Origin of the sequence: Lishizhenia sp., from assembly GCF_033720595.1 — a bacterium.
Lineage (GTDB): Bacteria > Bacteroidota > Bacteroidia > Flavobacteriales_D > Crocinitomicaceae > Lishizhenia.
In genome coordinates, this window is sequence record NZ_JAWWCF010000272.1 from 1 (window position 1) to 2,931 (window position 2,931).

The window sequence follows — 2,931 nt, forward strand, 5'->3', positions numbered from 1 at the left end:
AAAGTTTCTTACAATGATTTGACTGTATTTATCCCAAGGAAATTCAACGCCCAATAATTTGGAAAAATGCTGAATCATCTCCCCTGTATTTCCAAAAATCTGTTTGGCTTCGTGTTCCCATTCCGGCTCCACGTAATAGCGTAAAGGCAACATTCTACCACTTGCCAGGCGTACACTGTCTTTAATTTCAACAAATTCTCCTACCGCCATCATACTCAAATAAGGAGCATGCTGCAACTCCTGCTTCCAATGGTAAATCCAAGTATCTTCTGTTTTCTCCACACCCACTAAAGCACCATTTGATAATGCCATCATGTTTGGGTCTACACAAATGTATATGTCTTGTGCATGTTTTTGGTTGGGTGTATCAACTGTTGGAAACCACGCTGAACTCGCTTCTGTTTCACCTTGTGTCCATACCTGTGGCATACGCCCTTCTGGAACTTTCTTGTTATTGATAAAGTACAATCCCTTTGCCTCAGTAATTGCAGCACTACCTTCCGCTTTTAATTCTTCTGGGAAAGCAGTGTAAACTATATTTAGTGCAATCGTATCATTTTTCGAATAACTTTTAGGAAGGTGAATGATTAATTCCATTCCATCATAGCTATATTCCAACGACTTTCCGGCTATGCTCACCTCCGAGAAGGTCATAGATTTAGCATCTAATTTTAATTCATTAATCGATCGATAATAAGGAGTAAATAAAATCTCCTCTTTTCCCTTTAAAGCACTGTTCTCCCAATCAAAATCCACCTCTAAATCAGTATGTATAAGATCTACGTATTGTGTTTCAGAAGCATGATAAACGGGCTGTTTAATTCCCTCCAAGGCTTGAGAAAATACAACAGTTGAAATAAGGCTTGTAAAAAGTAAACCTGAAAATATATGTGCTAAATGCATAGTCTTTGAATTCTATTTTGATGTAAATATGCAGAATTTTTAAAGTATTTCTAGTAAGGATAGTTTGAAAGGAATTATAAGTTTGTATAATTGCAGTATATACAAAACATCATGGCTGAAGCAAAATACATCATCAATAATTCAGAAATTACAGCGGTAGATAATGCCACTGTAGAATGGGTAGACGATACTTTTTTCTACATCTTTTTCTTAGGACAAAAATACCATGGAGAGATCTTAGCCGCTAATTTGGAGGAAAATACACTGACTATAAAAATTAACCAACGAACTTTTGAAGTGAAACGAAAAGGTGCCTTGGATGATTTGATTAAGAAGATGGGATTAGACCAGAAAAAGGTGAAGAAAATGCACCAATTGGAATCTCCAATGCCTGGTAGAGTTATTTCTTTTGCCGTTGAGGTGGGTCAGGAAGTTGAAGTGGGTGCGCCATTGTTGACCTTAGAGGCCATGAAAATGGAAAACGTAATTAAGGCTGACGGTGTAGGTACAGTAAAAGGTTTGGCTGTAAATAACGGAGATGTTGTAGATAAAGGTCAAGTTATCATCGAGTTCGAATAAATCAAGAGAACTTTACGTTAGTTTTGCTGTATGAGCAAAGGTTTTATTTCAAATATCTTTTTGATCGTTCTCTTGAACGTATTGATAAAACCATTTTACATTTTTGGTATAGATGCACAAATCCAAAATCAGGTTGGCTTTGAGGAATATGGATTTTACTTTTCCTTATTAAACCTTTCCTTCCTCTTGAATATTGTTTTAGATTTTGGGATTACCAATTACAACAGTAAAAACATTGCCCAGCATCCAAAAACACTTATAAAATATCTAGGGAGCTTGGTAGGTTTGCGTCTCGTGCTCTCTTTTTTATATCTAATCATTACGCTAGTTGCTGCCTTCTTCATGGGACATACAGCAGGTGCAATTCACTTACTTTTCTTCCTTTGTTTAAACCAAATACTTGCTGCGTTCACCCTTTATTTCAGAAGTAACTTCGCGGGGTTACACCGCTTTAAAATAGATGCTATTTTATCAGTGCTCGACCGATTAATCCTCATTTTTCTATGCTCAGCCGTACTTTACGGTAAATTCTTTGAAGCAGAGGTCAGTATTGAAAACTTCATTTACGCACAAAGCATTTCTTACGCCTTGGCTGCATTCGTTGGCTTGCTATTAACGCTACGTTTAGGAAAAAGTAGAATCAAACTTAAAAAGCACATTAGTTGGGTCTTACTCAAGAGCAGTTTTCCTTACGCCTTATTGATCCTATTAATGATGCTTTACACCAAGATGGACGCCATCATGCTCGAGCGTTTATTACCGGATGGTAAAGAACAAGCAGGTATGTATGCCGCTGGATTTAGAATCTTAGATGCCGCAAATATTTTCCCTTTGTTAATTGCCGGAATTCTATTGCCCATGTTTGCACGTATGCTTAAGATGAAAGAGAACCTAAGTCCATTACTTAGTACGGCAACATCTATTTTAGTACCTATAGCCATTGTCTGTGCCTCAATTTGTTTCTTTTATGCAGATGAATTATTGAGCTTGATTTATACGCATTCCAACCCGGTAACTGTGGTTTGTTTTCAATTCATCATCCTAAATTTCATCCCCATTTCTACCACCTACATTTTTGGAACATTACTTACCGCCAACGGAAATTTACGAGCATTGAACATGATGGCTATTGGAGGTTTTGCATTGAACCTAAGCCTTAACTTTATGCTTATTCCGCATTATCAAGCCCAAGGTGCTGCCATTGCCACTATCCTTACTCAAAGTTTAACTTGTATCGCTCAAATTGTTATTGCCAAAAACATTATTGGCTTTCAATTGCACAACAATTTATTCTTTAAGCTTTTAGTTTTTTCTCTGCGCATTGTAGACCTTACAGCAAGCCTCGCTCTTATTCAACAAAAATTCAAAGGCTAATTCATAAAGCTTCGGCAACTCAACCCTCTGTTTTTTCTTCATTTTTTCTATTTTTACCGGCATGAAAACCCTATG

At 36.9% G+C, this 2,931-nt stretch carries 3 protein-coding genes; 2 read left to right on the forward strand and 1 reads right to left on the reverse strand.

Annotated elements, in window-relative coordinates:
- Positions 1-903, reverse strand: a 903-nt coding sequence (locus R3333_RS13840; RefSeq protein ID WP_413468689.1) for a M1 family metallopeptidase, incomplete at its 3' end; no start/stop codon positions are given.
- Between the two features lie 111 nt (positions 904-1,014).
- Here R3333_RS13840 and R3333_RS13845 point away from each other — a divergent pair.
- Entirely contained in the window at positions 1,015-1,482 is a 468-nt protein-coding gene (locus tag R3333_RS13845) for an acetyl-CoA carboxylase biotin carboxyl carrier protein subunit (RefSeq protein ID WP_318959362.1), read from the forward strand.
- 30 nt (positions 1,483-1,512) lie between these two features.
- A complete protein-coding gene (locus tag R3333_RS13850; RefSeq protein WP_318959363.1) occupies positions 1,513-2,856 on the forward strand; it encodes an oligosaccharide flippase family protein in 1,344 nt (447 codons plus the stop codon).
- Positions 2,857-2,931 lie beyond the last annotated feature (75 nt).

What these genes read in the sequence shown, in the direction of transcription:
- R3333_RS13850 (WP_318959363.1), top strand. Translation starts at nt 1,513, where the DNA reads ATGAGCAAAGGTTTTATTTCAAATATCTTTTTGATCGTTCTCTTGAAC.
- R3333_RS13845 (WP_318959362.1), top strand. Translation starts at nt 1,015, where the DNA reads ATGGCTGAAGCAAAATACATCATCAATAATTCAGAAATTACAGCGGTA.